Origin of the sequence: Sorangium sp. So ce185 (genome assembly GCF_051526825.1) — a bacterium.
GTDB classification, from domain to species: Bacteria; Myxococcota_A; Polyangia; order Polyangiales; family Polyangiaceae; genus Sorangium; species Sorangium cellulosum_D.
This window is the reverse complement of sequence record NZ_CP150316.1, coordinates 10,744,575-10,770,562: the sequence shown is the minus strand read 5'-3', so window position 1 is coordinate 10,770,562 and position 25,988 is coordinate 10,744,575. Positions and strand designations below refer to the sequence as shown.

Below are 25,988 nucleotides of genomic sequence, written 5' to 3'. Positions count from 1 at the left end.
GCCGCGGGCGCCCTGACCGCGGAACAAGGCGGAAGCCCTGGAGATCACGGCGCCAGGATCACCGCGCCGCCCGGCGGGATCGTCATCGAGAGCATGCCGGTCGAGGAGACGGTCTCGGCGCCGCCGCCGAGCGCGTCCGTGAGCTCGGCGCCGGCCGGCAGGCCGAGCGCGCCCGTCACCTCCACCGAGATGCGCTGCGCGGTCGCCGCGCGCGTCAGCGCCACGACCGCGGAGCTCCCCCCGGCGAGCCGGCGGCCGAAGACCAGCGTGTCCTCCGTGGCGGTGAGGTTCACGTAGGCGCCGCGGCGGAGCGCGGGGACGCCCTGGCGCGCGGCGCCGAGCTGGCGCACGAAATCGAGCGTCTCCCGCTCGTCCGGCGTGAGCTCCTCCTCCGGACGCCACAGGCTGCGGTTGTTCGGGTCGACGCCGCCCCACTCGCCGTACTCGTCGCCGTAATAGAGCAGCGGCGCGCCGGGGAGGCCCAGCAGCCACGCCATCGCGAGCCGCACGCGGGCATACACGTCGGACGACGCCGGGGCCTCCGCGGTGTCCGACCACTGGCGGGTCGGGACATCCCGGCCGTGCGCGACGTCCTGGCCCCGGTAGTCGGCCAGCGTCGCGAACCGGGCGGTGTCGTGGCTGCCGATGTACGGCGTCATGATCGCGCCCTCCGGCCAACGCTTCTGCCCATCCTCCACCCAATATGCGGCGTGCAGCATGCCCCTGTCCCCCCAGGCGAACGTGCGGTACGAGACCCCGTGATAAAGGACGAAGTCGAACTGGCCGTCCAGCCCCAGAGGACCGATGTACTTCGCGATGGTCCCGTAGTTCTCGTCGTTGCACGGCGGGGCGCAGTCGTTCCAGCCCATCGCCGTCTCGCCCATCAGGAAGTAACGCGTGCCGGCCGGCTCGAACGCCTCCCGGACCTCCGCGGCGAGGTTGCGCGTCGCGATCTCCTCGACGTGCTTCACGGCGTCCACCCGGAGCCCGTCGAGATCGAACTCGTCGAGCCAGTAGACCGCATCCGAGACGAACGCGGCGTTGGCCTCCGGCACGGTGTGGTTCACGTCGGGCAGATACCCCGCGAACATGCAGTCGAGGGCGTGAGACGTCCAGTCGCAGCCGTCCGTGCCGCAGACGCACCCCGTCCGGAACCAATCCGGGTGCGACGCGACGTACTCGTGGGCTTCGTGGACGTGGTTCACCACGAAGTCCTGGAGCACGCGGATCCCGTGGCGGTGCGCCTCGGCCACCACCGCGCGCAGCGCCTCGGCCCCGCCGAGCCGCGGATCCACCTCGCGCGCCTTGATGGGCCAGTACCCGTGATATCCGGTCACCTGGTGGACTCCATCGCTCGCCGGGTACGCGCCGGCCGGGTTCTCCTGGAACGGCGTGAGCCAGATCGCCCGCACGCCCAGCGCGTCGAGCGTGCCGTCCTCGATCGATCGCCGCAGCCCCTCGAGATCTCCGCCGGCCCAGTCGCCCCGCGGATCGGCGCCCGGCGTGGCGGGCGCGTTCAGGGCCGGATCGCCGTCGCGGTAACGATCGGTGACGACCATGTAGATGAGCGCGTCTTCCCACGAAAACGGCTCGGCCTCGACCCAGAAGACCAGCCGGAGCGGCTCGCCGACACGGCCGCTCCGGGTCGCCCCGCGCAGGGTGATCCGGTACTTGCCGTCGTCGAGGCCCCGCACGTCGATCCGCACGTCGCCGCGCTCGTCCACCGAGATCTCCTGCGCGGTGAGCGGGCGCGCGCCGCCGTCCTGATCCTGCAGCGTCGCCTCGAACGCGGCCGCGTCCGGGCCCGCGCCCTCGATGCCGTCCCGGTACGCGAGCCGCGCCTCGAAGGCGCCCTCTCCGGCGGCGGGGCGGGCCACCTGGCTCTGTGCGACCGAGAACGCCGGAAGGCGGCAGTCGGGGACCTTGACGGCGGAGTTCTCGATCCCTCCCACGTACTTGCGGCGCCCCTCGGCCGGGTCGAGCACCCACGCGAGCTCGCCGCCGTACCGATACGTGATCTTGTAGGCGTGCAGCCCGGGCGGCAGATCGACCGTGGCCACGAGCTGCCCCTGCGCGCCGCCCTCGCGGAGCTCCGGGGCGGTGTCGAGATCGAACCCGTTCCACTCGCCGGGGACGCGGACGTCCGTGGCGCCCGGGGGCGCGTTGAACGCGAACGACGTCGGACAGAGCACATCGCCCTGCCAGTTGGCGCCGCCGCTGCCTCCGAGCCCGCCGCTGCCGCCGAGCCCGCCGCTGTCACCCAGCCCGCCGCTGCCACCGAGCCCGCCGCTGCCGCCGAGCCCGCCGCCGCCGCCGTCGCTCCCGGCGCTACCGCCGGCCCCGCCGCCGCCGGTGCCCTTTCCCTGACCGGCGTCGAGCTCATGATCGTCCCCGCACGCGAGCGGGACGGCGAGGAGCATGGCGGCGTAGACAGCGGACATCACGAAGGGATTGCGGCGGCGCGACATGGCCTCGAGGAGTATCCGATCACGGGAGGCGTGTCAGCGCAGGCGTCGCGGAGAATCGCCCCAAACGGCGCGGAGAAAGGCGACGCTCCGCCCATGCTGTCGCGTCGCCAACGGGTGCGGCGCCGGTTCCGCCGGCGCTCCGCCCCGTACTCGGGCGTTCGCCTCGCCACCCCGGCGAGTCGAGCCGGCGCGCGCCCCTCAGCGGGGGCTTGACGGCCCCCAAACGTTTCGATTTCCTCTCTCTCGGGCGCGGAAGTGCCTCGCGTCCCGGCCTCGAGCCGGCCGGAGTGCCTCACTCCGCCGGTTCCAACAACAAGAGATCCCGTATGACCGATTTGTCTTCCTACCCCATCACACGCAAGTGGCCTGCGCGGCATCCCGACCGCATCCAGCTCTACTCGCTGGCCACGCCTAACGGCGTGAAGGTGTCGATCGCGCTGGAGGAGATGGGCCTGCCCTACGAGGCCCACCTTGTCTCCTTCGACACCAACGACCAGCTCTCGCCAGAGTTCCTCTCGCTCAACCCGAACAACAAGATCCCGGCGATCCTCGATCCGCAGGGCCCGGGCGGCAAGCCGCTCGCGCTGTTCGAGTCCGGCGCGATCCTGCTGTATCTGGCGGAGAAGAGCGGGAAGCTGCTGCCGCAGGACGCGGCGCGCCGCTACGAGACGATCCAGTGGGTGATGTTCCAGATGGGCGGCATCGGGCCCATGTTCGGCCAGCTCGGCTTCTTCCACAAATTCGCCGGCAAGGACTACGAGGACAAGCGGCCGCGCGACCGCTACGCGTCGGAGTCGAAGCGGCTGCTGGGCGTCCTCGACGGCCACCTGCGCGGGCGCGCGTGGATGCTGGGCGATGACTACACCATTGCCGACGTCGCGATCTTCCCGTGGGTGCGCAACCTCGTGGGCTTCTACGGGGCGGGGGAGGTGGTGGGGTTCGACGACTTCAAGGAGGTGAAGCGCGTGCTCGACGCCTTCGCCGCGCGGCCCGCGGTGGTGCGCGGGCTGGGCGTTCCGTCGCGCAACGGCTGACCGCCTGCCTGCGGGAGGCGCCAGGGCCGGGTACGTGCGTGGGCGCGATCGATGGTATCTATCCATCGAGACCGCGGTCAGCTCCGCGGGTTCCCCGTGCGCCGCCGGCCCCTCCTCAGTCCGCGGCGCCGCGGCGCGAGCAGCCGGCGGCGCCAGAGCCCGGGCGCGCCCGGGCGGGGGCCTCGCCGAGCACGAGGATCACCGCGAGCGAGAGCGCGCACCAGCGCTCGCGAGGGAGCGAGGGAGGCGGATCGTGAAAGCGAGCCTCCTGTCGGCTGAAGAGAGCAGGGCAATTCGCCTTGACACGCTCGGATCGTTTTGCTTTTTCTACCCCCTTATACCATCCGGTGGGATGCGGGCGGCTCGTCTCGACCACTGTTAGTAAACCTACCTTAAACGGTTTTGCGGCCTTACTTCGTGGCTTAGCCGGGTCGAGCCTTAGGGCTGGCCCTGGAATGGGCGGCTGGAACGCCCCTCTGGATCGTTGCGGCGCCGCGCGATGGTGCCGGCTGTGATCAAAAAGTCGGTTGCCGGGAATTAGCGTCATCAAGCCAAGGAGGATCTGTGCGTCTAGCTTCACTACAAACTTTCGCTTTGGTTTTAGGGTTCGTTGCCGTGGGTTGCGCGGGGTCGGACGAACCCTCTGGGGATCCTGGGTCGGGCGGCAGCTCGGCTGGGCCGGGGAGCGTGACCACGGGCGGCGTTACCGGCGTTACCAGCGGCACCAGCGGCAGCGCGACGACAGCGACGACGAGCGGGGTCGGGGGCTCGGACGCGTCGAGCAGCGTGTCCACCGGCGTCACGACCACCAGCGGCGTGACGACAACGTCGGCGAGCGGGACCGGGGGCTCGGACGGAACCGGGGGCGCGGGCGCGGGCGCGACCACGACCACGACCACGACCACGACCACGAGCGCGACCACGAGCTCGAGCGCGACCGGCGGCATGCCTGCGGCGTGCACGGAGCCCGACCGGGAGGTCTGCAACAATGGCACGAACATGCACTGCGGATACACCTACGAGTACTGGAAGGACTCGGGGACTGGATGCCTGACCAACACGTCCGAGGGCTTCAGCGTCAACTGGAACAACATCAACAACTTGTTGGGCCGTAAAGGCATCAGGCCCGGGTCGAAGGACCAGATCGTCACCTACGAAGCCGACTACCGCCCGAACGGGAATTCGTACCTGTGTGTCTACGGATGGACGAAGGGCCCGCTCATCGAGTACTACATCGTCGATAGCTGGGGCAACTGGCGTCCGCCGGGCGGAGAGGGACACATGGGTACCGTCGACAGCGATGGCGGCACCTATGACATCTATCGGACCCAGCGGGTCAACCAGCCTTCCATCGAGGGGAACCAGACCTTCTATCAGTTCTGGAGCGTCCGCAAGGAGAAGCGCTCGAGCGGAACCATCACCGTTGCCAACCACTTCAACGCGTGGCAGCGCCTGGGCATGAACCTGGGGAGCTTGTACGAGGTCTCGATGACCGTGGAAGGGTATCAAAGCAGCGGTCAGGCCAACGTAAAGTTCTCCATGGAATGAGCGCTGGGCCTTGAGCGCCGCCGCGCGCGGCGCGGATCCTGGCCGCCGAGCTCCCCGCACGTCTCTCCTGTCATCTTCCCGGAGAGCGGCCTCAGCCCGCTGCCGTTCATCCCCAAGAGCGTCTACGCCTTCTGGCGCCACGATGGGCGGAGCGTCGCCTCCGCCAGCATCGAACGCCCCCGCGGTGCCTGTCCCAGAGGCTCCCGTCGTCAACCCATGAAGGCTGAGAAATAAAGAAGACCACAGACGCGCAGAGGGCACAGAGAAGAGGAGAAAGAGCTCATGTCTTTCTCTCTCCTCTGTGCCCTCTGTACCTCTGTGGTTCGATTTCCTCTTCGAGGAGCCGGGAGCTCTCGCCCCGCAGCCCGACGACGGCGCGCCCGCCCCGAAGACCTCCGGTCGACGGGACGGGCGCCGTGATCGCGCTCCGGTGTTGGGGAGCTCAGCCGATGTGGAGGATTGGGGTCGGGAGGCGCTCGTGATCGCGAGCGCCCAGACCGGCGAGGGAGAGGAAGCCCGAGCTCAAGGCCCGGCGCTCACTTCATGGAGAACTGCACGTTCGCAGAGCCGCTGCTCTGATATCCTTCGACGAGCATCGAGACCTCGTACAGGCTCCCCAGGTTCATCCCCTTGCTCGCCCACGCGTTGAAGTGGTTGGCGACGGTGATGGTCCCGCTCGAGCGCTTGTCCTTGCGGACGCTCCAGTACTGATAGAAGGTCGTGTTGCCCTCGATGGACGGCTGATTGACGCGCTGGGTCCGGTAGATGTCATAGGTGCCCCCGTCGCTGGTGACGGTGCCCATGAACCCCTCGCCGCCCGGCGGACGCCAGCTGCCCCAGCTGTCGACGATGTAGTACTCGATCAGCGGGCCCTTCGTCCACCCGTAGACGCCCATGTACGAGTTGCCGTTCGGCCGGTAGTCGGCGGTGTAGTTGACGACCGTGTTCTTCGTACCGGGCCTGATGCCCTTACGGCCGAGCAGATTGTTGATGTTGCTCCAGGTGACGTTGAAGCCGTCCGCCGTGTTGGTCAGGCAGCCGGTCCCGTTGTCCTTCCAATATTCGAAGGTGTAGCCGCAATGGGTGCCGGTTTGATTGGAGCAGTACTGGCTGTTGGCAGCCGTGCACGTGCTGCCGCCGCCGCCCGCGCCGCCGCTGCCGCCCGCGCCGCCGCTGCCGCCCGCGCCGCCGGAGCCGCCCGCGCCGCCGCCGCCGCCCACGCCGGTGGTCGACGAGGAGCTCGAGGACGAGCTCACGCTGCTGCTCGACGAGGAGGACGAGGTCGTGCCGCCGCTGACCGAGCCGCCGTTGCCGGTGACCGAGACGATCGAAGGCCGGCCGGTGCCGTTCGCGCAGAAGCCGAACTCCGTCGAACCGCCCTTGGACAACGCTCCGTTATGGCCCACGTTCGTGGCGGTGAGCTGCCCGCCCGATTCCGTGGCGTTCGCGTTCCACAGGTTGCTCCTGGTCGAGCCGTTGAGCCCGATCACCACGCTCCAGCCGGTGATCCCCGGGTTGGTGCGGGTGTTGTTCGTCACCTTCACGCTCGCGCAGTAGCCGTTCCCCCAGTCCGACTGGATGGCGAGGTTCGCCGACACCGAGCGGTCCGAGCTGTCCACCGCGGACTCCAGGAGCGCGGCGTCCTCGTCGTCCGCGATCTGCTCAACGCTGCACGCCAGCAGGCCGCAGGCGACCGTAGCGGATAAGTAGCCAAGTAAGGTAGCGATGCGCATTTAAGATCTCTCCATGATCAAACCGGTCGAGCCGCGTCTTCTGATCGAGATGGATTTGTGAACCACCCGGACGCCCGCGAGCACACCGATTCATCGGTTAGCGTTAATATTTTCCAGCCCGCGTGCTCGTGATCCGGTGATCACGAATGCTCCCGCGGGCCTGCGCCGACCACATGCCTGGCAATCACGATGTCTGTCGTGATAGCTGCTCACATCCGAGCACCCCGTGCGATAGGGCGGGGCATCACTCCGAGAAAGCAGGGACAACTCGGGCGAACAGCTGCAAAAAGCAAGCAACCCCGGCAAGTAGCATCACTCGGGGTCGGCCCTCAGCGATCCAGCAACCGACTGCGCCGCCCGGCCCAGAACGGCCCGGACCGCCAAGGAGGATTAGGATATTCATACATACGGGGGGGGAAAGTCAAGAGTCTTTTCTTTGTCCCGATCGCTCGTCCCCGAGCGCCCTCTACAGCGCCGTCCTGCAGCGCCGTGCGAGCTACAGTCACGTTGCGTGCGTGGGTTCGATCCTGAAACAGGTTATCCGGTTTTGTCCGGCTTTGTCCGGCTTTATCCGGCTTTGCGGCGAAACTCCGCGAAGAAGAAGCGCGCCGGACCGTCGGGGGCGGCCTGATGCATCTCCTCGGATCCCACGAGCCCAGGGCGCTCCGGATCGAGCAGCATCTCTCGAGCGCCGAGCCCGTGGATGCGATAACGGAGCCGCCCGGAGACAATGTGGTTTACACCCCACACGCCGGGTTTGGTCGCATGGTTATTTTTGCGGGCCGCTCGGCTCGAGCCGTCGTCGAACTCTGCCGTTCGCTTGTGGGCTACCACCCCGTCGGGCAACGCCGGGCGCGGTTCAAAGCACGTACCGGACCCAGCACGCCTTCAGCCCTCGCAGCAGCAGAGAGAGGTTCCACTCCGGCGCCCTGCCTGTCCGCTCGAACCGCCCCGGGAGGGACGCCAGCACCTCGAGCCCGACCTTCGCCTCGGCGCGCGCGAGCGCCGCGCCGATGCAGAAGTGGGCGCCGTGGCCGAACGACAGCCCCACCTGCCGCTCGCGGTCGATATCGAACCGATCCGGATCCGGGAAGACCCGCTCGTCGCGGTTGGCCGAGCCGATGAGCGCCGCCACGAACGCGCCCGCCGGCACCGTGACGCCCCGGATCTCCACATCGGCCTTCGCCTGCCGCAAAGCGATCTGGGCCGGCGGCTCGAACCGCAGCGCCTCCTCGAGGAAGGCCGGGATCAGCGCCCGGTCCGCGCGGATCCGCGCGTACACCTCGGGGTGATCCATGAGGAGCACGAGCGCCGCGTTGAGCAGGTGCGTCGTCGACTCGAACCCGGCGGCCAGCAGCAAGAAGAGGAAGCTCACGAGCTCGGGCTCGGTGAGCGCGACGCCGTCGAGCCGGGCCGCGAGGAGGTCGCTCACCAGATCGTCCCGCGGGGCGGCGCGCCGCGCCGCGATGACCTCCAGGAGGTACCGCTCGAGCTCGACGATGGTGGCGCGGATGCCCGGCCTCATCTCCGGCGTGGCCGCGGCGGTGGCGACGAAGTCCGCGGTCCAGCGCTGGAAATGGGCGCGCAGCGCCGGGTCGAGGCCGAGGAGATCGGCGATGGCCGCCGCCGGGATGGGCATCGCGAGCTCGGCGTAGAAGTCGAGCTCGCGCCCGGGGGTCAGCCGCTCGACGAACTCCCGGGTCACCGCGCGCAGCACGGGCTCGATCCGCGGGACCACGCGCGTGCTGAAGGCGCGGCTCACGAGGGCCCGGGTCTTCGTGTGCTCCGGCGGATCCATGAGCAGCAGCGAGTCGGCCATCGGATTGCGATCGAGCCAGGGCGGGAGCACCGCCACCCGGCCGCCCTGCGCCGAGAACAGCTCGGTGTTCTTGAGGGCGAAGGCGACATCGTCGTAGCGGCTGAGCGCCCACAGACCGCCGGGCTCGACCTGGCACACCGGCGCGGAGCGGCGCAGCTCCGCATAAAAAGGATACGGATTCGCGCGCAGCTCCGGAGAGAGCAGATTCAGGCGATGGTTCATGCAGCCTCCCTCGTGTCGGGCAGTTCGACGAAGCGCGACATGGTCCGCGAGCGCGCGGACAACGTCAATGCGCGGGCGTCCGGGACGAAGCAGGCTGCCGTTCCCTGTATCGAGAGGCTGCTGAGCCAGCGCCAATTTTCCAGGAGGAGGCGAATCGCGCGGCGCGGCGCTAACGGCTGCTGAGCGGCTCCTTGTCGCGCGCGCCCGCGGCGAGGTACTGGCGCAGGTGACGGCGGAGCGAGACCCGCGTGATCCCGAGCGCGCTCGCCGTGCGGGTCACGTTGCCGCCCTGCGCGGCGTAGACCGCGAGGATGTGCCGGCGCACGGCCTCCCCGAGCGACGCGCTCCCCCGCGCCGGGGGCGACGGCCGCAGCGCGCCCGGCGGGCCCGACCGCGGCGTCGCGGCGGCCGGCCGCGGCGGCGCCGTGGCGATCTCGGTCGGCAGGTGCTCCAGATCGAGCGGCGCGCCGCGGGTGAGGAGGGACGCGCGCTCGACCACGCTCCGCAGCTCGCGGACGTTCCCCGGCCAGGGGTACGCCTCGAGCTGCGCGAGGGCGCGCGGGGTGATCCCGCCCTTCGAGAGCCCCGCCGCGGCGCTCTGGCGCTCCAGGAAATGCTCGGCCAGCCGGCGCACGTCGCCGTCGCGCTCGCGCAGCGGCGGGAGCGAGAGCCCGAGCGCGCCGACGCGCTCGTGGAGACCCTCGTGGAACGAGCCCTCCAGCACGCGGGCGCCGAGATCGCGGGCCGTGGCGGCGATGACGCGCACGTCCGCGACCAGCGCCTGCCCGCCGCCGATCCGGCGGAACGGCTCGCCGTCGAGCACGCCGACGAGCGGCAGCTGGAGCTCGAGCGGGAGCGCGCCGATCTCGTCGAGGAACAGCGTGCCCCCCTCGGCGAGCTCGAGCAGCCCGGGGCGCGCGGCGTGCCGCCCGTCCGCGGCCGCGTCCACGCCGAAGAGCTCCTCCCGCAGGCGCTCGGCCGGCAGGCGCGCCGCGCTCACCGCCACGAACGGCCCGCCCGCGCGCGGGCTCGCCGCGTGGAGCAGCCGCGCGCAGAGCTCCTTGCCCGTGCCCGGCTCGCCGGCGATGAGCAGCGGCGCGCGCTCGTGCTCCGAGAGCTCGCGCAGCCGCTCCATCGCGCGCGCCCAGCGCTCCGAGGCGCCGACGACGCGCACCTCGCTCTCGTCCTCGATCCACAGGACGCGCGTCATCCCGCCACCGGAGGAGCAGAGGTGTTCCGTGCGCCGGGAAGGGGCTGCGCTTGCTTCGACATCGCATCTCCTCGATTCGTGAGCGACTCGTGGCAATCCGCGGGCAGACGGCGGGCGGCGCGTCTGCCGTTGTCTACGTGACCGCGCTGTCCTCAGCGCAGGCGGTGGCCAGGGATGAGCCACCGGGAACGACGGACGATGGCGGACGGCCGGCCACCGACGGACCCTCGCGGGCGACCGGCCACAATGATCAACGAAGGACGGCTACTGATAGAAGATGCCGGACGGTGTCACCCGGACAGCGACAACCACTCTACCGCGAATCAAGGTCGTGTGGGAAGGGAGATCCCAAGGGGGGCGACCGGCGACAAAAAACTACGTGCTCAAAATTTGTGCGTACGCGCGGACCTGGGTTAGTCGACCCGTGTACCCGAAAGGAGAGACGACGAGATGAGCTCGAAGCGCAAGACCCCGGCCCGCACGAAGACCACGAAGGTCCCGAGCCCGCTCGCTGCCCCGGCCGCCGCGACGCAGCCGGCGAGCGCGGTCTCCGCCCCCGCCGCCGTCGAGATGCCCTCTCCGGCCGTGCAGCTCGCGCCCGAGCGCGCGCGCGCCGAGGCCCCGAAGGCCGCGCCCCCGCCCCCGCGCCTGTCGCGCGAGGAGCGGCACCGGCTGATCGCCAAGGTGGCCTATGGATATGCCGAGAGGGCCGGCTTCCGGAACAACCCGGTTGAGGACTGGCTGAACGCCGAGCGAGAGGTCGACGCGCGGTTCGAGCGCCTCGCCAGCTGAGAGCCCGCGGCGGCGGCGCAGGCGGCCCGCGGCGCCGCCGCGCCCGGGCTCGCGCGCGCTCGACAGGCACGCTGGCCAGATCCAGCGAGGGTGTCCGCGGAGGGGGGAGGCAGGGGGAGAGGAGGGGAGCGCTGCGCGACGCCGCCGCGCCCCGGCATCTGCCCACCACGCCCGCACCACGACGGACGGCTCCCGTGAAGGAGCCGCTCCCACGCGACGAGCGGCGCTCGCGGCGCGCGCCGCTGCGGCGCCGGGCCGGCGCGCCCGTCTGCCGGCGGCCGCTCCGGGGCCGTCGAGGCTCGTAGCGGCGCCGCGGGATGGGTATCCTCGCGATGGACGTGGGCGATGGGCCCACGGATCGCGGTCCACACGCGCGCCGGTCGCCTGGACCGCGAAGGTCCGCACCCCGATACTTTCGCCATGCATTCAGGTCACGTCCTCGCCAACCGCTTCCAGCTGGAACGCCTCGCGGGCTCCGGCGGGATGGGCGCGGTGTGGCGGGCGGTCGACCGGCAGAGCGGCCAGGCGGTGGCCCTCAAGGTGATCTTCAACCAGGGCCGGGAGCACGTCGTGCGCTTCCAGCGGGAAGCGCGCCTGCTCGCGGAGCTCGAGCACCCCGCCGTCGCCCGGTACATCGACCACGGCGTCACGGCGGACGGGCTCTACTACCTCGCCATGGAATGGCTCGAGGGCGAGGACCTCGGCGCGCGGCTGTCGCGCGGGCCGCTCGGGATCGAGGCCAGCCTGATGCTCGTCGGCCGCGTCGCCGAGGCGCTCGCCGCCGTCCACGAGCGCGGCATCGTGCACCGCGACCTCAAGCCGACGAACGTGTTCCTGCCCCGCGGCGACATCGGGAGCGCGAAGCTCATCGACTTCGGCATCGCGCGCCAGGCGGACGCGACCTACGAGCTCACCCTCACCGGCTCGGCGATCGGCACGCCCGCCTACATGGCGCCGGAGCGGGTCCGCGGCGATCTCGACGTCGACGCGCGCGCCGACCTCTACTCGATCGGGTGCCTCCTGTTCGAGTGCCTCACCGGGCGCTCGCCGTTCGTCGCCCAGCACCCGCTGTCGGTCCTCGCCAAGGTGCTCTTCGAGGCCGCGCCGCGCCCGAGCACGTTCTGCCCGAACATCCCGCAGCCGCTCGATCTGCTCGTGACCCGGCTGCTCGCCAAGAACCCCGCGGAGCGCCCCGGGGACGCGGGCGAGGTCGCCGCCGAGCTCCGGATGCTGAGCGTCGTCGAGGGCAGCATGTCGAGCGGCACCGGCCTGCCGACGCCGGCGCTGACGAAGAGCGAGCGGCGGCTGGTCAGCGTCGTCCTCGCGGCCGAGATGAGCGCCGGCAAGCGCGGGCCGCCGTCGGGCCGCCCGCACGCCGCGGGGAGCCCGCCCCCGCGGGCCAACGACACGGTGCTGTCGGGCCACCACGCCACCGTCGTGTCCGGCAGCAGGGAGGCGCTGCCGGCGGACCTGCTCGCGCCGGCGCCGCCGGCGCGGCCCCGGCCCGCGCCGCCGCCGAGCACGCCGTTCCACGAGGTCCGGCAGGCCGCGCAGTCGCACGGCGCGGTCCTGGAGGTGCTCGCCGACGGCTCGGTCGCGGCGGTCGTCGCCGGCGCGGGCTCGCCGACCGACCTCGCCGCGAACGCCGCCCGCTGCGCGCTCTCGATCCACGCGCTGCTGCCCGGGGCGTGGGTGGCGCTGGCGACCGGCTGGGACGTCATCGCCGGGACGCAGGCGGTGGGGCAGGTCATCGACCGCGCCGGCGCGCTGCTCGACGCGCGCGTCCGCCACGCCTCGGACGACCCGTCCTCGGGCCGGCCGGTGCTCATCGACCGGATGACGGCCGCGCTCCTCGGCGATCGCTTCGAGATCGCCGCGGGCAGCCAGGGCCCCACGCTGCTCGGCGCGCGCGAGCCGCAGGACGGCGGGCGCCGGGTGCTCGGGAAGGCGACGACCTGCGTGGGGCGCGAGCGGGAGCTGCGGGCGCTCGAGGACCTGCTCGACGAGTGCGCCACCGAGGGGGTCGCGCGCGTCGTGCTGGTCACGGCCGGCGCCGGCGTCGGCAAGTCGCGGCTCGGCGGCGAGCTGATCCGGCGGGTCGAGGCGCGCAGCGAGCCGATCGCGGTGTGGCGCGCGCACGGCGATCCGATGCGCGGCGGGGCGCCGCTCGGGCTCGTCGCGGAGCTCGTGCGGCGGGAGGCGGGCCTCGTCGACGGCGAGCCGCTCGAGGCGCGCCGGGAGAAGCTCGCGGCGCGGGTCGCGCGCAGCGCCCCTGCCGCCGCGCGGGAGCGGATCACGGAGCTGCTCGGCGAGCTCTGCGACGCGCCGTTCCCGGAGAGCCCTTCGCTGCGCGCGGCCCGGCAGGACCGCGCGGTGCTCGAGGAGCAGATGCGGCGGGCGTTCCTCGACTTCCTGCGGGCCGAGTGCGACGCGCAGCCGGTGCTGATCGTGCTCGACGACGTGCAGTGGAGCGATCGGAGCTCGGTGGACGCGCTCGACGCGGCCCTCCGGCACCTGCGGCACCTGCCGCTCCTCGTGATGGCGCTGGCGCGCCCCGGGGTGCGCGAGGCGTTCCCGGATCTCTGGGAGGACCGCGAGGCGACGGAGATGCGGCTCGGGGAGCTGTCGCGCCGCGCGTGCGAGCGGATCGTGCGCGAGGTCCTCGGCGACGAGCTCCCGGCGGCGGAGCTCGCGGCGCTCGTCGACCGGTCGGCGGGCAACGCGTTCTTCCTCGAGGAGCTCGTGCGCGCGACGGTGGAGCGGCCGGCGGGGGGGGTGCCGGAGACGGTGCTGGCGATGATGCAGTCGCGGATCGCGGCGCTCGAGCCCGAGGCGCGGCGGGTGCTGCGCGCCGGGGCGGTGATGGGCGAGGTGTTCTGGCGGGGGGGGCTGGAGGCGCTGCTCGGCGGGGGCGGGCAGGTGCCGCAGCTCGAGTCGTGGCTGCTCACGCTGGAGAAGCGCGAGCTGCTCGAGCCGCGGCCGGAGTCGACGCTGCGCGGGGAGGTGGAGCTCGCGTTCCGCCACGCGCTGGTGCGGGACGCGGCCTACGAGATGCTGACGGACGCGGATCGGGCGCTCGGGCACTGGCTCGCGGCCGAGTGGCTGGAGCGCGTGGGCGGCGACGATCCGAACGGGCTCGCGATGGTCGACCGGCACCTCGGCCGGGCGGCGGAGGAGGCGCTCGCGCTCGGCAACGCCGACGGCGCGGCGGGGCACCTCGCGCGGGCGGCGGGGGTCCGCGCGCGCCTGGGCCAGTTCGACGGGGCGATCGCGGCGATGACGCGGGCGTTCGAGCTGGCGGACGTGGCGCGGCGCGACCCGGGCGAGCTCGGCGGGTGGGTGGAGATCCTCTCGAAGGCGGTGGGTCACGGGCGCCGGGCGCCGTCGCTGTCGGCGGTCGCGGACCGCATCCTGTCGCGGGTGGACGCGGGCGCCTCGCTCGAGGTCCGGTCGAAGGTGCGCATCGAGCTCGCGCGCGCGCTCGGGGCGACGAACCTGTTCCGGATGTCGCACGACCTGCTCGACGACGTTGTCGAGATGGCGGTCGGGCGCCGCGAGCTCCTGCGCGAGGCGCTGACGGTGGACGTGGAGGTCTCGTGCCTGCAGGGGCAGTTCGCGCGCGCGCGGCGCGCCGCGCTCGACCTCGGCGCGCTCGGGCCGATCGAGGATCTGCGGGGCCTCTTCTCGGTCGCGCTGGCGCGGGCCACGTCGGGCGACCGGGCGGGCGCGATGGAGGCGCTGTCGCGCTCGGAGGCGGCGTCGGAGCCGGGGGACCGGGTGGCCGAGGCCGTGCGGGCGAAGCTGCTCGCGATGATCGAGCTCTACGCGGGGGATTTCCGGGCGGCGGTGCGGGCGTGCGAGCGCGCGCTCGAGCTGGATCGGGCGCTCGGGCTCCGCTTCGACGGGGTGGTGAACCTGCACAACCTCGCATACGCCTGCGTGCGGCTGGGCGACCACGAGCGGGCGCGGGCGCTGTTCGCGGAGTCGCTGGAGCGGGCGGACGAGGCCGGGTACGACCGGGTGGCGGCCTCGAACCGGATGTACATCGCGTACCTCGACGGGGTGGAGGGGGTGGGGGACGCGCGCGAGCGGCTGAAGGAGCTGATCGCGCAGGCGGAGGAGCAGGGCTACTGGCACGACGTGCTGCAGGGCCGGTGGGCGGCGGCGATGCTGCTGAAGAACGCGCGCAACGACGCGCTGGCGCGGCGCGAGTTCGAGGACCTGCTGGAGCTGTCGGTGCGGCTCGGGGATCCGCTGCTGGAGAAGGACGCGCGCGCGTGGCTCGACCGCGCGGAGCGGTGAGGGGCGGGCGGGGGCCGAGTGACACGACGTGTGTTCGGGCGTTTCCAGGAGAGCATCCGGAGCGACACGGCGTGTGCTCGCGCGTTCACAGGCTGGACCTCGGGGGCGGGGCGGCCGCTCGCGGCGCTCGCCGCTCGGGCGGGCGGCGAGCTCGGCGCGGCGTAGGGTATCAACGGCGATGGAGTGAAGTTACGGATCTTCGCGGATCTCCCCGCCTTGAGGCTGCGCGGCCAGAGGTCGATCCAGCTCACCCGGCCCGCCGGGCGACGCGAGCGGCAGCTCGACGATGAACGTCGTGCCTTCGCGCAGCTCGCTCTCGAGGAGGATCGTGCCGTGGTGCGCGAGGACGATCTGCCTCGCGATGTAGAGCCCGAGCCCGAGCCCACCGTAGTGCTGGACCGAGACGGCGCGCTCGAACCGCCCGAAGATCCGATCCCTGTCCTCCGCCGCCACGCCGATGCCGAGATCTCTCACGGACAGCTTCGCCAAGGCGCCCTCCGCGACGACGGCGACCACGATAGGCCTCCCGGCACCGTACTTCATCGCGTTGGACAGCAGCGCGACCACGACCTGCTCGATGCGCTCGGCGTCCCAGCGCCCGATCACCGGCGCGCCGGCGTTCAGCTCGAGCGCGCAGCCAGACTGGTGCAGCGCGTCCCGGTAGTCGGCCACCACCCTGCTGACCAGCGCTGCGAGATCCACCGGCTGGAGGCGGAGAACGAGCTGGCTGTTGCTGAGCTGCGCGACGTCGATCAGATTCACGACGAGCGCTGTGAGGCGGTCGACCTGCCGCAAGGGCCTCTCGATCTGCTCGGCGAGCGCGTGGAGGTTCTGCCTCGTGAGGGTCCGATGGACGCGCTGGAGCTGGAGCCGCAGCGGCGTGAGCGGGGTCCGCAGCTCGTGAGAGGCCACGGCGAGAAACTCTTCGCGCAGACGGAGCGCGTCTTCGGCCGCCACGCGGGCCTCGTGCTCCCTGAGGACCAGGAGCGCGTTCTCGAGAGAAATAGCGGCCTGCGCGGCCAGCACCTCCAGGATCGCGAGGCGATCCGCCGTGAAGGCGCCCGCGGCGAGGTTGTTCTCGAGGTACAAGATTCCGATCGGCTCGGTCTGCCGCACGATCGGGACGCACAGCACCGATCTCGGCCGAGCGCGGGCGAGGTACTCGTCGGACGAGAACTTCCCGACCTCGATTTCCCTCGCGGCGTCGGCCAGGATGACCGGCTGCCGGGCGCGCCAGACATAGGCGATGATCGATGTCGGGACGAGCGAGCTCGAGCTCGCGGGGATAGAGCCCAGCATCGTCGTCGCGAGCCCGCCCTCGTCGATCCGAGCTTCGGCCTCGATCTGCAGGATCCCGTCGCGCGCGAGGAGCAGGCAGCCCCTCTGCGCGCCGCCCTGCTCCATCACCACCTGGATCATCCGGCGGATGAGCCGCTCCAGGACGATCTCGCCCGATATCGTCTGCGACGCCTTGACCACCGACACGAGGTCGAGGTGCTCCGCCCGCGCGGCGAAGGTCGCGTTCGCCGCGCTCGGCGCGCTCGGCGCGAGCTCCGGGTGTTGCTGCTCAAGCTGCCTGACCTTCCCGTTGGCACCCCACCGGAGGTAGCAGTGGCGGGCCTCTCGGAGGTACGTATCCGCGAAGGCCTCGAACCCCCGCTCCCGGTAGAACCGCGAGGCGAGCTCGAGGCAGAGCCCCTCACCGGAGACGAACGCATTCTCCTTCGCAGCGCGGATCGCCCGCTCGTACAGCCGCATCGCCTCGTGATCCTCTCCAGTGATCCGGGCTATCTCGGCGGCGAGGAGCGCGCGCTTGTAGAGGAAGTTCTCCGGACAGCTGCTCTCCCCTTCACGAAGCCGTTCCTCCTGAGCGGCCAGCTTCTCCAGGTGCTCCGACCTCTCGTCCGGCGCGCCCTCCTCGCAGCAGGCCGCCAGCGTCAACGCGTCGTAGAAGCAATGTTCGGCGCTCTCCAGGGAGACCGGGGAGACCCACAAAAGGTCCTTCGCCTGGCCGGCGCTGTGGAGGGCTTGCTTGTAATCTCCGGACATGAAACGAGCCTGCGTCTTCCAGACGAAATAGTGCAATGCGGCGAGCGGGACCCGCGCCTTGTTCCTCGTCAGGTAGTCCTCGAATTCGTCTTGATCGAACTGCGCGTCGCTGTACGAGGAGAAGCTCCTCGTGAGGCCCCGGAGGTTCTGGATGAGCCGCTGCTGGCCGATGACGATGTGCTCGACCGCCGCGAACCTCGCTCTCCTCGCGAAATCGAGGGCCCTCTCCGATTCCCGGTAGACGCTGTCCAGGGGATCTCCCCTGACGATGAGGAGCGTGATCGTGGAGAGCTGGGCGTAGCACGCGTAGGTCAGATCGCCGACCTCGACCGCGGCGTCGAACGCGCGGCGAAGAATGTCGAGGATCGACCTGAGGTGATGCGTCCAAGGACGGATGAGGATCGCGAATTCGACGTAGACCTTCGCCTTGTAGCGCGTTAGTCCGCGCTCCTCTACCAGCGCATAACCAAGCTCTCCGAACTCGTAACCTTCGCGGTACTTGCCGAACATCGGTCCCGGCACGACGCCGAAGAACACATAGCCGATGGTCGATCCATCCGTGTTCCCGTACTGGATGCTGAGCTCGACCTGGTGGCAAAGCAGCAGGCAGAGCAGGTTGCTGTCGAAGAACAGCGCCGGCGCGTGGAGCGTCGCGAGGAAGTTCACGACCGCCTTGGCGTTGGCGTTCGTCATGATCGGCAGGTCGATCAGGTCCTTGATCCGGCGATCGCCGATGTCGCGCCATATCTTCTCGCACTTCCTATGGACCTCTTCGCGCGTCGGATGGAGCGACAGGTCGATGCCGAACAGGCGAAGGCAGTCGATGCCGACCTGCAAGGCCTCTTCGTTCTCTTCCTGTATGGTGTGGTTGTACACTTTGACGGAGGAGGCGCTCATCACGTCGATGGGCGTCTTGGCGCGGCGCAGGACGAGCGAGAGCAGCCGCGCCGCTTCCTCGAAGCTTCCGTTCAGGTGCTCACACTCCGCGCGCAGGAGGTGCAGGCCGTACGTGAGCTCATACCGGGTATCCCAGCTGTCGTGCGCGAGCAACGCGATCCCGGCCTCGAGGTGGCTCGCGGCGGAGGCGTAGGCCGTGGTCGCTCTCGCCCTCTTGGCGGCGACGAGGTTGAGCTCCGCGAGCGAGTACCTCTCGTCCTGCGACGAGATCAGCGCGGCCCCGATGTTGAGATGACCGACGATATCGAAGACCTGCTCCTCCAGCGCCTCCCTCGGCGCGTGGGACAGGAGGAGCCTGCCGATCGTGAGGTGCACCTCCCTCCGCAGCGCGTCCGGGATGAGCTGATAAGCGGCCTGCTGCACGCGATCGTGGACGAACCGGCAAGCGTCGCCCTGGAGCACGAGCAGCCCCTCCTGGACCGCATCCCAGAGCACGGGGAGGATCTCTTGCTCCGACAGCTTGTGGATCGCCGCCAGGGTGCGGACGTCCGCGGCGGCGCCCATGCAGGCGGCGATCTTGAGGGCGTCCTGGGTGGCGGCGGGCAAGCTCCTCAACTTCTCCACCATCAGATCAACGACGTTGTCGGTGAAGTTCCGGGCGCGGATCTGCTGCACGTCCCACCGCCACGCCGCGGGCTCTGGATCGAACTCGATCAAAGCGTCCTTGTGAAGCGTGCTCAAGAACTGCTTCGCGAAGAACGGATTGCCCGCGGTCTTGGCGTAGACCAGCTCGGAGAGCTGCTCCGCCGCCTCGCTGCGACAGCGGAGCGTGTCGGCGACGAGCGACGCGAGATCGCGCGGGGACAGCGGCGAGAGGACGATGTCATGGATGATGACACCGGCTCTTCTCATCTCTTCGAGCGTCGACATCAAGGGGTGCGACGGGGTGACCTCGTTGTCACGGTATGCGCCGATGGTGAAGAGATATTTCGTGTCAGGGTTCGTGACGACGTCGTGAAGCAGCTTGAGGCTGGCTGGATCAGCCCATTGCAAGTCGTCCAGGAAGAGCGCCAAGGGGTGCTCCCTTTGAGCGAATACGTCGATGAACCTGCGGAACACCATGTTGAAGCGGTTCTGGGCTTCGGTGAGCGGGATCTCCGGGACAGGAGGCTGCGGGCCGAGGATGAGCGCGATGTACGGGATGACGTCGATGATGATCTGGGCGTTCGCGCCGAGCGCGCTCTTCAGCCGCTCGCGCCAGCGGCCGATCTGCGCCTCGCTCTGTGCGAGGATCTCGAGCACGAGCTCCCGGAATGCCTGGACGATCGTGGAGTAAGGAGTGTTCTGTTTGTACTGGTCCGCCTTCCCCGAGATGAAGAACCCCCGCGCCCGCGCGATGGGCTTGTTCAGCTCGTTCACGAGGGTCGACTTGCCGGTGCCGGCGTACCCGGACACCAGCATCAGCTCGGGGGTCGCGCTCGCGGCGACCCGCTCGAACGCCCGGAGGAGCTCGGCGACGTCCGCGTCGCGCCCGTAAAGCCTCTGCGGGATCTGGAACCAATCCGAGACGTCGCGCTCGCCCAGCGGGAACGGCTCGACCCATGCCTCTATACCGTTCTCCATGCACGCCCCATTCACACCCGCCTTTGCGCCCAGCGCCGCGTGGCAGCGGACGAGGTCTGCGGCGAGCGCTCGGGCGCTCTGGTAGCGGTCCTCCGCCACCTTGGAGAGCAGCTTCATCACGATGTCCGAGACGACGTGCGGCACCCCTGGGACGCGCTGCGCCGGAGGAACGGGCGACCGAGCGATATGGCAGTGTATCCACTCCAGGGGATCCTCCGCATGGAACGGCCGCGCGCCTGTGAGCATCTCGTAGAACGTGACGCCCAGCGAGTAGAGATCGGTCCGGTGATCGACGGCCCGGTTCATGCGCCCTGTCTGCTCCGGTGACATGTAGGGCAGCGATCCCTCGATCAGCTCGGGGTCGTGTGCGGCCTGCTGCTCGCGCGGGAAGCGTGTCGCGATCCCGAACTCGGTAAGCTTTACTTCGTTCGTGGCGAGGTTGACGAGGATGTTGCCCGGCTTGACGTCTTTGTGGACGATGCGTAGCTGGTGGATGTCGGCGAGGGCCGCCGCGATCCCGGCGGCGATAGAGAGAAATTGCCCGAGGCGCATCGGCGCTCCCAGCAGGCTTGCGAGCGAGACGCCGCCGAAGTCCTCGACGACGAGCGCGGGCGCGCCCTCGAACGTCGTGATCTCGAGGCACCTGACGGCGGCGCGAGGAGTCAGCTCACAGCAGATTTCGCGTTCGTGTTGAAGCCTCGCTATGTCCCGCGGATGAGGGTGCTTCGAGGCCAGCACCTTGAGGATGACCGGCCGCTCGTCCTCATTCCGAACGGCACGGTAGAGCACGTTGCGCTGGCCCCGGTCGATCGTACCGTAAATGGTGAACCTGGAGGGCGGCATCATCGGCTCTTGTACGGGTTTATGCGTGATCCCGCGGACGAGCAAGGTCCGGAGCACGCAGACTCGGCCATGAGACCTGGGGAGCCGCGGGATACCTGCTCGCTGGACCGTTCCGGTCGGATCCGGGCGGCGTCGCATCATCAGCGGCGCCTGCTTCAGCTCGTCGACGCGGATACGGGCTCGGTCGGCTGCCCTCGAAGATCGGTTCGAGCTTGGCAGCCTGACTGGACGTCCTCGTCGCTTCCAAGGCCGTGCCGCCCTGCTCCGCGGCTGGCCGGCCGCGCCTTCTCCTTGCCGGGCGAAGCTGCTCGCGAGGTGCGGCTCGGGGATCCGCTGCTGGAGAAGGACGCGCGCGCGTGGCTCGACCGCGCGGAGCGGTGAGCGGGGGCGAGCGGGGGCGGGCGGGTGGGGGCCGAGTGACGCTGCGTGTGCCCGGGCGTTTCCAGGAGAGCGTCCGGGGTGACACGACGTGTGCTAGGGCGTTGGGGCTGCCCGCCCGCGTCGAGCGCTCGCCGCAGGAGCCCGGGGCGTCAGACGTCCCGCCGGGGCTTGATGACGCGCAGAACCCGTGGACTGCTCGACTCAGTCATAAGGACAATCCCCTATCTCTGGCTCGGACGTGTTGGTCGCGATCACGCCCGACACGACGTTGTTTACGGGGTAGAAGAGCGTATTGTCCGGACCCGCCAGCCAGCACATCTGTTGGACGGACTTGCCCAGCACCTCGCCCTCCTCCTCGTTCTCGTTCTCGTTCTCGTTCTCGTTCTCGTTCTCGTTCTCGTTCTCGTTACAGACCGCGACCTCGCCGCCGAGGACGGTGACGTCGCTGGCCTCGATCCTGATACCCACGCTGTTGGGACCCGACCCGAACTTGAGATTGTTGTTGAAGACGTGCGGGTCCTCCAGGAGTACGTCGCCGATCCGGAACGTGCTGGCGGGCAGCTGCGTCCCCTTCGCGGTCAGGTACATGCCGTAAGATCCGTTGCCCCAGGCCCAGACGTCCTTCATCTCGACGTCCGTGCCCGCCTGGATGTGCACGCCATAGTAGTAGTTGTAAGCGGATTTGACCCTATAGAACCGGATCCCCGTCGGGACGTAGCCCGGCGTGGCGCTCGCCAGCACGACGCCGGAGCCCGCGTTGTGGTGAAAGTAGGTGTTCTCGATCCGGATGTCCTCGGGCACCGAGACTGGGGCGTTGAGCGGCGCCTGAGTGAAGATTTGTATTCCGTGCCCACCATTGGCCCCTATGGCTCCATTGGTGGGATGAATCTGGTTGTGGTGGATCTCGCAGTTCCTCACGGTCGCGTTGGCGGAGATGATCTTGAGCGCGGTGGCTCCGACCGGACCGTTGATGTTCTTGAGCTCACAGTTCTCCACTTCGATCGATGGCGTGCCATGCACGGCGGGGTTCGACGACAGGTAGATGCCGCCCTTCGGTACGCCGTCCACGATGACATTGCGGATCGTGCCCCCGGACCCCAAGGAGAACGTGATGCCATCCAGGTTGGACGGCTTGCAGGAAGGCAGCTCTTCCACGAGGGGCTCGTATCGCATGATGACGTTCTCCACCAGGCAGCTCGAGCATCTGTTGACGCGAATGCCGCTGTTGGCATTCGACCGTGGGCCGTCCGTGAGCGCGACCTGGAAATTGCGAATCCAGACCTCGTTGATGACCTCGGGCGTGGTATTGTCCCCCCTGAGGGTCGTGTCGATCTGGATTACCCCGGGAAATTGCTCCGGATTGCAGGGGACCGCCACCAGGGTCGCGGTGTCGGGATCGCCAGAGACGGCGTCCGCGGACACCTCCGGTCCCGTGAGGGTCAGACGGTCGTAATGAGGTCTGATCGGAGTGCGCACCACGTATCGCCCGGCAGGGAAATAGACGGTGCGCCTCAGGGTGGAGAGCGACGCTGCGCATTCGATGGCCTTCGCGATGCCCGGGCTGTCGTCGACGGTGCAGCTATCGTCGACGTCGGGGTCGGCAGAGAACGGCCATTCCGCCGGCCTCTGAAGGTAGGGCAGGACATCCACTACGCCATTCAAGTAGTCGACGGAGCCCGGCTTACAGCAGCCCACCTCATTGTTACCACCACAGCCGTTGTCCATCTCATGCACCCTGAACGTCCCCGGGCACTTCTGGTTCGAGGTGGCAGGCGAAGTGCAACACTTCTGTTCGCATGTGGAGGGCGCCCCGTTGAGCACCTCGCAGGAAGAGCACGTGACCGTGGGGCAGAAAGGCCCCTCGCACGTCGGCGATATGTCAGGAGCACCTTCGCATTTAGATCCAGTGAAAGAATCTCCTTCGAACGGCTCTTCCTTGTCGTCGTGGTGGCTGCACATCGCCTCGCTCGTGGTGCTTTCCTCCGTGGGAGGGTCGTAGCCCCAGGCGGCCGGAGGCGGGTCCGCCCCGGCTGGGGCGGAGGCGAGCGCGAGCAAGGCTCCGGCGCAGATCGTTGCAAGCCGCTGCGTCAAGCGCATAGGTTCTTTGGTTCCTTGATGAGGGTCGTACGGTTATCGTCAACATCACGGCGGAGAGCACCGACGAGCCGGTGCACGGCGACCGTGCGCCGCGACCATGCCGCGGTGCATGGGCGGATGCCCTCGCATGAGCAGGCGGCACCCCAGGTCGTGGCGCGCGCTCCGCGGCGCGCAGACCATTCAAGGTCGGCTTCTTTCTGTCCTCTGGCATCGCCCGGAGGGCTCGTCAGGCAACGATGATGCCATCCGACGCGGCCTGGCATCGCGGCGGTACCCGGCGCATCAGCGTAAAGCCCGCGAGGCGAGGGCCGCCGCGAATCCAGCCCAAGAGCACGGTTCCAGCGCGGCAGCGCGCTCCCGCGCGCGGCGCGGCGAGCGCGTGGCAGGAGCGCGCTGCCGATGTCTCCTGTCACGTGACATGTCACGCTGCCGACGTCTCATGTCACGTGACATGTCACGCTGGGCGAGCCCGGGCTTTCTGCTGAACCGTGGGCGACTTCCCGCAGCTCGGACGTTTCCAGGAGAGCGTCCGGGGTGACACGACGTGTGCTAGGACGTGGGGGCTGCCCGCCCGCGTCGAGCGCTCGCCGGAGGAGCCCGGGGTGTCAGACGTCCCGCCGGGGCTTGATGACGCGCAGAACCCGTGGACTGCTCGACTCAGTCATAAGGACAATCCGCTATCTCTGGCTCGGACGTGGTGGTCGCGATCACGCCCGACACGACGTTGCCCACCGGGTAGAAGAGCGTACTATCCCCCGGGCCCGTCCGCCAGCACATCTGTTGGACGGACTTGCCCAGCACCTCGTTCTCCTTGTTACAAACCGCGACCTCGCCGCCGAGGACGGTGACGTCGCTGGCCTGGATCTTGATACCCACGCTGTTGGGACCCGACCCGAACTTGAGATTGTTGTTGAAGACGAGCGGGTCCTCCAGGAGTACGTCGCCGATCCGGAACGTGCTGGCGGGCAGGTTCGACCTCGCGGTCAGGTACATGCCGTAAGATCCGTTGCCCCAGGCCCAGACGTCCTTCATCTCGACGTCCGTGCCCGCCTGGATGTTCACGCCATAGTAGTGGTTGTAAGCGGATTTGACCCTATAGAACCGGATCCCCGTCGGAACGTAGCCCGGCGTGGCGCTCCCCAGCGCGACGCCGGAGCCGGCGTTGTGGTGAAAATAGGTGTTCTCGATCCGGATGTCCTCGGGCACCGAGACTGGGGCGTTGAGCGGCGCCTGAGTGAAGATTTGTATTCCGTGCCCACCATTGGCCCCTATGGTTCCATCGGTGGGATGAAGCTGGTTGTGGTGGATCTCGCAGTTCCTCACGGTCGCGTTGGCGGCGATGATCTTGAGCGCGGTGGCTCCGACCGGACCGTTGATGTTCTTGAGCTCGCAGTTCTCCACTTCGATCGATGGCGTGCCGTCCACCGCGGGGTTCGACGCCAGGTAGATGCCGCCCTTCGGTACGCCGTCCACGATGACATTGCGGATCGCGCCCCCGGACCCCAAGGCGAACGTGATGCCATCCAGGTTGGACGGCTTGCAGGAAGGCAGCTCTTCCACGAGGGGCTCGTATCGCATGATGACGTTCTCCACCAGGCAGTTCGAGCATCTGTTGACCTGAATGCCGCTGTTGGCCCTCGACCGTGGGCCGTCCGTGAGCGCGACCTGGAAATTGCGAATCCAGACCTCGTTGATGACTGCGGGGATGGCGTCGTCCGCCCTGAGGGCCGTGTCGACCTGGATTACCCCGGGAAATTGCTCCGGATTGCAGGGGACCGCCACCAGGGTCGCGGTGTCGGGATCGCCAGAGACGGCGTCCGCGGACAGCTCCGGTCCCGTGAGGGTCAGATCGTCGTAATGAGGTCTGATCGGAGTGCGCACCACGTATCGCCCGGCAGGGAAATAGACGGTGCGCCTCAGGGTGGAGAGCGACGCTGCGCATTCGATGGCCTTCGCGATGCCCGGGCTGTCGTCGACGGTGCAGCTATCGTCGACGTCGGGGTCGGTAGAGAACGGCCATTCCGCCGGCCTCTCCAGGTAGGGGAGGACATTCACTACACCATTCAAATAGTCGACGGACCCCGGCTCACAGCAGTCCCCCTCATCCTCACCATCATTATCCTCATCATAACCACAGCCGTTGTGCCTCTCATGCACCTCCAAGGTCCCCGGGCACTTCTGGTTCGTGGTGGCAGGCGGAGTGCAACACTTCTGTTCGCATGTGGAGGGCGCCCCGTTGAGCACCTCGCAGGAAGAGCACGTGACCGTGGGGCAGAAAGGCCCCTCGCACGTCGGCGATATGTTAGGAACACCTTCGCATTTAGATCCAGTGAAAGAATCTCCTTCGAACGGCTTTTCCTTGTCGTCGTAGTGGCTGCACATCGCCTGGCTCGTGGTGCTTTCCTCCGTGGGAGGGTCGTAGCCCCAGGCGGCCGGAGGCGGGTCCGCCCCGGCTGGGGCGGAGGCGAGCGCGAGCAAGGCTCCGGCGCAGATCGTTGCAAGCCGCTGCGTCAAGCGCATAGGTTCTTTGGTTCCTTGATGAGGGTCGTACGGTTATCGTCAACATCACGGCGGAGAGCACCGACGAGCCGGTGCACGGCGACCGTGCGCCGCGACCATGCCGCGGTGCATGGGCGGATGCCGTCGCATGAGCAGGCGGCACCCCAGGCCGTGGCGCGCGCTTCGCGGCGCGCAGACCATCCAAGGTCGGCTTCTTTCTGTCCTCTGGCATCGCCCGGAGGGCTCGTCAGGCAACGATGATGCCATCCGACGCGGCCTGGCATCGCGGCGGTGCCCGGCGCATCAGCGTAAAGCCCGCGAGGCGAGGGCCGCCGCGAACCCAGCCCAAGAGCACGGTTCCAGCGCGGCAGCGCGCCCCCGCGCGCGGCGAGCGCGCGGCAGGAGCGTGCCGCCGATGTCTCATGTCACGTGACATGCCACGCTGCCGACGTCTCATGTCACGTGACATGT

General features: G+C 69.3%; 12 protein-coding genes. 4 read left to right on the top strand and 8 right to left on the bottom strand.

All coding sequences use genetic code 11. The annotated features are described in order from the left end of the window. Positions 1 to 44: 44 nt before the first annotated feature. The gene (locus WMF26_RS39620; protein WP_437996959.1) at positions 45 to 2,441 is read right to left on the bottom strand and encodes an alpha-amylase family glycosyl hydrolase; all 2,397 of its coding nucleotides are present in this window, start codon (positions 2,439 to 2,441) and stop codon (positions 45 to 47) included. A 353-nt stretch (positions 2,442 to 2,794) separates the two neighbouring features. Here WMF26_RS39620 and WMF26_RS39615 point away from each other — a divergent pair, with 353 nt between their 5' ends. Further along, positions 2,795 to 3,502 (top strand): glutathione S-transferase N-terminal domain-containing protein, encoded by a 708-nt coding sequence (locus tag WMF26_RS39615; protein ID WP_437996958.1) that lies wholly within the window; start codon positions 2,795 to 2,797, stop codon positions 3,500 to 3,502. Positions 3,503 to 4,189: 687 nt separating this feature from the next. Beyond that, complete coding sequence (locus WMF26_RS39610) at positions 4,190 to 5,050, top strand: glycoside hydrolase family 11 protein (protein WP_437996957.1); 861 nt, start codon at positions 4,190 to 4,192, stop codon at positions 5,048 to 5,050. Between the two features lie 536 nt (positions 5,051 to 5,586). Here WMF26_RS39610 and WMF26_RS39605 read toward each other — a convergent pair. The 4 genes from WMF26_RS39605 to WMF26_RS39590 form a co-directional block, all read right to left on the bottom strand. Further along, positions 5,587 to 6,669: a glycoside hydrolase family 11 protein gene (locus WMF26_RS39605; RefSeq protein ID WP_437996956.1), complete on the bottom strand. Its 1,083-nt coding sequence runs from the start codon at positions 6,667 to 6,669 to the stop codon at positions 5,587 to 5,589. Between the two features lie 681 nt (positions 6,670 to 7,350). After that, positions 7,351 to 7,617 (bottom strand): DUF1971 domain-containing protein, encoded by a 267-nt coding sequence (locus tag WMF26_RS39600; RefSeq protein WP_437996955.1) that lies wholly within the window; start codon positions 7,615 to 7,617, stop codon positions 7,351 to 7,353. Between the two features lie 25 nt (positions 7,618 to 7,642). Then, positions 7,643 to 8,824 (bottom strand): cytochrome P450, encoded by a 1,182-nt coding sequence (locus WMF26_RS39595; RefSeq protein WP_437996954.1) that lies wholly within the window; start codon positions 8,822 to 8,824, stop codon positions 7,643 to 7,645. A 169-nt stretch (positions 8,825 to 8,993) separates the two neighbouring features. Further along, positions 8,994 to 10,034, bottom strand: coding sequence for a sigma 54-interacting transcriptional regulator (locus WMF26_RS39590; RefSeq protein WP_437996953.1), 1,041 nt, complete (start codon positions 10,032 to 10,034; stop codon positions 8,994 to 8,996). Between the two features lie 450 nt (positions 10,035 to 10,484). Here WMF26_RS39590 and WMF26_RS39585 point away from each other — a divergent pair, with 450 nt between their 5' ends. Next, positions 10,485 to 10,826 carry a DUF2934 domain-containing protein gene (locus WMF26_RS39585; RefSeq protein ID WP_437996952.1) on the top strand — a complete coding sequence of 114 codons (342 nt, stop codon included), beginning with the start codon at positions 10,485 to 10,487 and terminating at the stop codon, positions 10,824 to 10,826. A 420-nt stretch (positions 10,827 to 11,246) separates the two neighbouring features. Beyond that, on the top strand, positions 11,247 to 15,128 hold the full coding sequence (locus WMF26_RS39580) for a protein kinase domain-containing protein (RefSeq protein ID WP_437996951.1): 3,882 nt from the start codon (positions 11,247 to 11,249) through the stop codon (positions 15,126 to 15,128). Between the two features lie 189 nt (positions 15,129 to 15,317). Here WMF26_RS39580 and WMF26_RS39575 read toward each other — a convergent pair whose 3' ends face one another. The 3 genes from WMF26_RS39575 to WMF26_RS39565 all read right to left on the bottom strand — a co-directional run bounded on the left by WMF26_RS39575 (position 15,318) and on the right by WMF26_RS39565 (position 25,073). Beyond that, positions 15,318 to 20,543 carry an AAA family ATPase gene (locus WMF26_RS39575; RefSeq protein ID WP_437996950.1) on the bottom strand — a complete coding sequence of 1,742 codons (5,226 nt, stop codon included), beginning with the start codon at positions 20,541 to 20,543 and terminating at the stop codon, positions 15,318 to 15,320. 579 nt (positions 20,544 to 21,122) lie between these two features. Beyond that, the gene (locus tag WMF26_RS39570) at positions 21,123 to 22,646 is read right to left on the bottom strand and encodes a glycosyl hydrolase family 28-related protein (RefSeq protein ID WP_437996949.1); all 1,524 of its coding nucleotides are present in this window, start codon (positions 22,644 to 22,646) and stop codon (positions 21,123 to 21,125) included. A 1,029-nt stretch (positions 22,647 to 23,675) separates the two neighbouring features. Then, positions 23,676 to 25,073 carry a glycosyl hydrolase family 28-related protein gene (locus tag WMF26_RS39565; protein WP_437996948.1) on the bottom strand — a complete coding sequence of 466 codons (1,398 nt, stop codon included), beginning with the start codon at positions 25,071 to 25,073 and terminating at the stop codon, positions 23,676 to 23,678. Between the last annotated feature and the right edge of the window lie 915 nt (positions 25,074 to 25,988).

Excerpts from the sequence above, each read along its gene's own strand:
- WMF26_RS39620 (WP_437996959.1), bottom strand. The coding sequence starts at position 2,441 with ATGTCCGCTGTCTACGCCGCCATGCTCCTCGCCGTCCCGCTCGCGTGC.
- WMF26_RS39615 (WP_437996958.1), top strand. The coding sequence starts at position 2,795 with ATGACCGATTTGTCTTCCTACCCCATCACACGCAAGTGGCCTGCGCGG.
- WMF26_RS39595 (WP_437996954.1), bottom strand. The coding sequence starts at position 8,824 with ATGAACCATCGCCTGAATCTGCTCTCTCCGGAGCTGCGCGCGAATCCG.
- WMF26_RS39590 (WP_437996953.1), bottom strand. The coding sequence starts at position 10,034 with ATGACGCGCGTCCTGTGGATCGAGGACGAGAGCGAGGTGCGCGTCGTC.
- WMF26_RS39585 (WP_437996952.1), top strand. The coding sequence starts at position 10,485 with ATGAGCTCGAAGCGCAAGACCCCGGCCCGCACGAAGACCACGAAGGTC.
- WMF26_RS39580 (WP_437996951.1), top strand. The coding sequence starts at position 11,247 with ATGCATTCAGGTCACGTCCTCGCCAACCGCTTCCAGCTGGAACGCCTC.
- WMF26_RS39575 (WP_437996950.1), bottom strand. The coding sequence starts at position 20,543 with ATGATGCCGCCCTCCAGGTTCACCATTTACGGTACGATCGACCGGGGC.
- WMF26_RS39570 (WP_437996949.1), bottom strand. The coding sequence starts at position 22,646 with ATGGACAACGGCTGTGGTGGTAACAATGAGGTGGGCTGCTGTAAGCCG.